Annotated in this window: 7 protein-coding genes and 1 tRNA gene; 5 read left to right on the forward strand and 3 right to left on the reverse strand. The window is 70.9% G+C overall.

Translation table 11 applies throughout. The features are described 5' to 3' along the window. A partial coding sequence (locus tag G6018_RS14705; RefSeq protein WP_241732132.1) for a thiamine pyrophosphate-dependent enzyme occupies nt 1-952 on the forward strand: 952 nt, incomplete at its 5' end. Beyond that, a complete protein-coding gene (locus G6018_RS14710) occupies nt 949-1,110 on the forward strand; it encodes a hypothetical protein (protein ID WP_179525797.1) in 162 nt (53 codons plus the stop codon). The genes G6018_RS14705 and G6018_RS14710, both read left to right, overlap by 4 nt. 18 nt (nt 1,111-1,128) lie before the next feature. On the opposite strand, the gene G6018_RS14715 is transcribed toward G6018_RS14710, so the two are convergent. Continuing rightward, nucleotides 1,129-1,203: transfer RNA gene (locus G6018_RS14715), tRNA-Gln, on the reverse strand. Here G6018_RS14715 and G6018_RS14720 point away from each other — a divergent pair. Both G6018_RS14720 and G6018_RS14725 read left to right on the forward strand, forming a co-directional pair. Further along, on the forward strand, nt 1,182-2,192 hold the full coding sequence (locus tag G6018_RS14720) for a chromate transporter (protein WP_241732134.1): 1,011 nt from the start codon (nt 1,182-1,184) through the stop codon (nt 2,190-2,192). The genes G6018_RS14715 and G6018_RS14720 overlap by 22 nt on opposite strands. A gap of 79 nt (nt 2,193-2,271) precedes the next feature. Then, nucleotides 2,272-2,943, forward strand: a complete 672-nt coding sequence (locus G6018_RS14725) for a TetR/AcrR family transcriptional regulator (RefSeq protein ID WP_241730788.1) — start codon at nt 2,272-2,274, stop codon at nt 2,941-2,943. A gap of 25 nt (nt 2,944-2,968) precedes the next feature. On the opposite strand, the gene G6018_RS14730 is transcribed toward G6018_RS14725, so the two are convergent. Further along, nucleotides 2,969-3,541, reverse strand: coding sequence for a DUF308 domain-containing protein (locus G6018_RS14730; protein WP_182640020.1), 573 nt, complete (start codon nt 3,539-3,541; stop codon nt 2,969-2,971). A 115-nt stretch (nt 3,542-3,656) separates the two neighbouring features. On the opposite strand from G6018_RS14730, the gene G6018_RS14735 reads away from it, so the two are divergent. Next, nucleotides 3,657-4,295: a TetR/AcrR family transcriptional regulator gene (locus G6018_RS14735; RefSeq protein WP_182640021.1), complete on the forward strand. Its 639-nt coding sequence runs from the start codon at nt 3,657-3,659 to the stop codon at nt 4,293-4,295. A 33-nt stretch (nt 4,296-4,328) separates the two neighbouring features. Here G6018_RS14735 and G6018_RS14740 read toward each other — a convergent pair. Then, on the reverse strand, nt 4,329-4,777 hold a 449-nt coding region (locus tag G6018_RS14740; protein WP_182640022.1), incomplete at its 5' end, for a class I SAM-dependent methyltransferase.

Below are 4,777 nucleotides of genomic sequence, written 5' to 3' on the forward strand. Positions count from 1 at the left end.
CGGATCGAACGATCCCTGGACGGAGTTCTACCCGGTGCCCGGGCAGGCGCGGGCCGTGCAGATCGACCTCGACCCGTCCCACCTGGCCAACCGCTACCCCGTCGAGGTGGGGCTGGTCGGTGACGCCGCGGTGGCGCTGCGCGCGCTGACCGAGCGCGTGGGGGAGCGTGACCGGTCCGCGTGGCGCGGCGAGGTGGAGAAATGGGTCGGGCGGTGGCGCGAGATCTCCCGCGAACGCGCGGAGGTGCCGGCCCGCGGCCTCAACCCGGAGCTCGTGGCGCGCAGAATGTGCCGTCACATGCCGCACGACTCCCGGCTCGCCGTGGACGTGGGCAGTTCGGTGTACCACTACGTCCGGCAGATGGACCTGCCGACCTCGGTCCCGGCACACCTGTCGTCCACGCTGGCGTCGATGGGGTGCGGCATCCCGTACGCGATCGCCGCCAAGGCCACCGCCCCGGCCAGGCCCGTCGTGGTGCTGGCCGGCGACGGGGCCGTGCAGATGTTGGGGATCAACGAGCTGATCACCGTCTCCGAGGCGTGGCCCGGATGGGACGACCCCACGATGGTCGTGGTGGTGCTGTGCAACGGCGACCTGGCGGAGGTGAGCTGGGAGCAGCGGGAGACCGAGGCGGCCCCGCGGTTCGCGCCCTCGCAGGACGTCCCGGCGTTCGACATGGCCGGTTACGCCCGGCTGCTGGGGCTGCGCGGGGTTCGGGTCGAGGATGCCGACCAGCTCGACGCCGCGCTGGAGGCGGCGTTCACGGCGGACCGGCCCACGGTGATCGAGGCGGTCACCGACCCCGACGTCCCGCTGCTGCCGCCCTTCCCCCACGGCCGGGAGATGCTCGGGTCGATGCGCGAGGGCCTGCGGGCGGAAGGCGACGCCGGACGCCACGGGTTGGTACTGCTGGAGGAGTACGCCCGAATCGAAGAGGAGAGGTTCACATGACCGGAGCGAACGAGCCCGACCCCCAGTCCGTCACCCAGCAGGGTGAGGAGGAGGTCCGCACCCCGCGCAACCGGCGCCAACCCGTGCTCGCCGTTCTGGCGATCGTGGCGATCCTGCTGCTCGTCCTGGCGCTCGCGATCTCCGGCGGGATGGGCTGAGATCCGCGAGGGGGCCGGTGGCTCCCCCGCCAGGACTCGAACCTGGAATATCTGAACCAAAATCAGAAGTGTTGCCGATTACACCACGGGGGAACGACCCTGACCGGGTCGGTAACAGTCTGGCACACCTCCCGGCGCCCGGTGGCGCGGACCTGCTGGAGCGGCGGGGGTCACGAAGGGGTCCGGCGGCGGCCGCGCTCGCCCTGTTCGCGGTGCCGTTCCCGGTGGTGATCGCCGTGGCCGCTCTCGCCGGTTGGCTGCTCTCGCGCCGCGACCCGGACTTCGCGCACCCGCCTCAGGGTGACGGTGACCAGGACGAGACCGCCCCCGTCATCTCCGACGATGCGCTCCACGATGACCGGCCGAGCTCCGGTCGGTTGGTGAGGATCCTGGCGATCGGGCTCGGATTGTGGGCGGCGCCGATCGCGGCGGTGACCGTGATCTTCGGATCCGACAGCATTTTCACCACCCAGGGACTGTTCTTCTCGTTCTCCGCCCTGGTCACCTTCGGCGGTGCGTACGCGGTGCTGGCCTTCATCGCCCAACAGGCGGTGGAGACCTTCGGATGGTTGGCGCCGGGGGAGATGGTGCGCGGACTGGCGTTGGCGGAGACCACCCCGGGGCCGCTGATCATGGTGGTGCAGTTCGTCGCATTCCTGGCCGCCTACCGCAACCCCGGGGGTCTCGACCCCTGGGTCGCCGCGACCCTGGGAGCCCTCCTGGTCACCTGGGTCACCTTCGTCCCGAGCTTCCTGTTCATCCTGCTGGGAGCGCCGTACGTCGAGCGGTTGCGCCACAACGTGGCCATCTCGGCCGCGCTCGCGGGCATCACCGCTGCCGTGGTGGGGGTGATCGCCAACCTCGCGCTCTACTTCGCACTCAACACCCTGTTCACCGCCACCAGCATCTGGACCTGGGGTCCTCTCCGGATCACCATTCCCGACGCCGCGTCGGTGAACCCCGTGGCAGTGGGCATCACCCTTGTCGCGCTCGTGCTGACCTTCGTCCTGCGCTGGCCGATCCTGCGGGTGCTCGGGGTGTGCGCCCTGCTGGGCCCGGCCAGTCTGCTGATCCCCCTGTGAGCGGGGCCGTCTAGTCTCGGGGGGACGGGCGAAAGGGTTGATGATGACGGGCGAGGCCATTCCGGCTCCGAGAACCAGGATGACGGCGGCCAAGCGACGGCAGCAGCTGGTCGAGGTGGGCCGCCGGATCTTCGCGGAGTACGGCTACGATTCCGCGACGGTGGAGGAGATCGCGGCTGTCGCCGGGGTCTCCAAGCCGGTGGTCTACGAGCACTTCGGCGGCAAGGAGGGCCTCTACGCCGTGGTGTGTGACCGCGAGCTGGCGTACCTCGGTGCCGAGATCACCGAGTCCCTGCAGGGCGAGGGGTCCCGGCGCCGGATCGAGCGCGCCGCCATGGCGTTGCTGCGCTACGTCGAGGAACGCACCGACGGGTTCAGGATCCTGGTCCGCGAGTCGTCGACGGCCCCCGGGGGGTCGTACTCCACCCTGCTCAACGACGCGACGGCGAGCGTGACGTACATCCTCGAGGAGGAGTTCGTGAACCGGGGCTTCGACCCCGTCACCGCGAGCGTGTACGCGCAGGCGTTGGTGGGAATGGTGTCCGGTACCGCGCAGTGGTGGCTGGACGTGCGCACCCCGCCCAAGGAGGAGGTCGCCGCGCACATCGTCAACCTGTGCTTCAACGGGCTCTCCCACCTCGACCCGAGGCCGACCCTCGAGGCCGAGGTGCGGGACAAGTACACCGGGCCGAGCAACCCTGAGGGGGCCCTGGTCGGCCGCGATCTGCGCCCGGGGCCGGGTCGGCCGTAGCGCATCCCCGCGACCGGCGCGGGGTTCAGGCCATGGCCGGCGAGGGCAGACGCCCGACATCTGCCCGCAGCCTGAACGCGACGGCCACCATGACGGCGCCCACGGCCAGCCCGAACCAGCCGGCGAAGACCACGAACGTGCCGATGGTCGAGGGGCCGACCAGGCCGAGGCCGATGCCGAGCGCGATGAGCACCGCCCCCAGTGCGCCCATGATCCACGAGTCCGAGATCTCGTGACGCAGTGTCCGCGCCCCGTAGGACACGAGTGCCCCCGAGACCACGAGCCAGGCGGCGAACACCAGCGTGAGCGCGGTGGCGGACAGTCCGGGCCAGAACAACACGACCATCCCGAGCACGATGACACCGGCGCCGGTGGCGATCAGTCCACCCCGGCCCCGGTGCTCGCCCGGCAGGGCCAGCCCGGTGGTGACGGTCATGGCGCCGTCGCCGATCGCGAACGCGGCCACCAGGAACACGGCGAGCGTCATGCCGGCGCCCGTATCGGACCCGGGAGCGACGAGTGCCGTGGCGCCGAGCGTGAGGGCCAGCCCTCCGCGGATCAGTTGAACCCACCAGTTGCGGGTGAGGGAATCGATCATGTCGTCCACCTTTCGGGCGGTGGCCTCTCGCCATCGCGATAGTGTAGTGATCACTACAGTAGAACTCCGGGCACGCACGGACAATGAGGCGCTGGACACAGGACCGGGAGGCAGCATGGCCGAGGAGGGGACCGTGGGGGACCAGGTGAGCGGGAGCAGGCGCACGCGGACGAAAGGTCGCGAGTCCAGACGGAGGATCCTCGAGGCCGCCGCTGCGGTGGCCGGGGAGCGCGGGTACGAGGGGACCAGCATCGCGCAGGTCAGCAAGGTCAGCGGTCTCCCCGCGAGTTCGATCTACTGGCACTTCGCCGACAAGGACGCCCTCCTGGCCGCTGTGGTGGAGGAGAGCATCGAGCTGTGGCTGGGCCAGGTGACCCGGGGCCAGGGGGACTCGCTCGCCGAGCGGGTGACCGATCTGTGCCTGGGGGTGGCCAGGACGTTCTCGGAGTCGCCGGACTTCCTGCGACTGGTCTTGATGCTGGCGTTGGAACGGCGCCCCGTGGAGCCGGCGGCCCGCGAGATCTACCTGCGGCTGCGCGGGGAGGCGATAGGACGGATCGCGGAGGAACTCGCACTCGTGCGGCCAGAGCTGGCTGCCGCGGACGCGCGGCTCGTGGCGACGTATGCACTCGGTGGTGGCGACGGGATCTTCCTCGCGTCGTTGACCGGGGACGCCGACGTGCCAGCGCTGTTCCGGCTGCACGCGGAGGCGATCGTGCACCTCGTCGAGCAGGCGGAGGCCGCGGGGTCCTGATCGCAGGACGCGGTGAGACGAGCGATCGTGGGGTCAGCGGCGGAAGACCTCGAGGAGGAAGCCCTCCTCTCGGTGGTGCGCCAGGAGGGTGAGATCGCCGCGCTCGGCCAGCGCGGCGTGGACGTCCTCGCCGGTGCAGGCGTGGTCGGGGGATCGGCCCAGCCAGTGACAGGCCACCACCGTCCCGCCCGGCTCGACCAGCCGCAGCAGCCCGGTGAGGAGCCCGTCCAGCTCCGCGACCGGGGTGTAGTAGAGGAACTCCGACAGGACCAGCAGGTCGCAGGTGGCGCGCGGCCACGGGTCGAGCGCGTCGGCGGTACGGACATGGGCGGTGGTCACCCCGGCGCGGGCGAGTCGACGGCGGGCCTCCTCCGCGGCGGTGTCGACCACGTCCACCCCGTGGACCTCGTCGCAGCGCGCGGCCAACATCTCGGTGAGCACGCCCACCGAGCACGCGGGCTCGAAGCACACCCGGTACCGCT

This window comes from Dietzia sp. DQ11-44 (assembly GCF_014145205.1).
Classification (GTDB): Bacteria; Actinomycetota; Actinomycetes; order Mycobacteriales; family Mycobacteriaceae; genus Dietzia; species Dietzia natronolimnaea.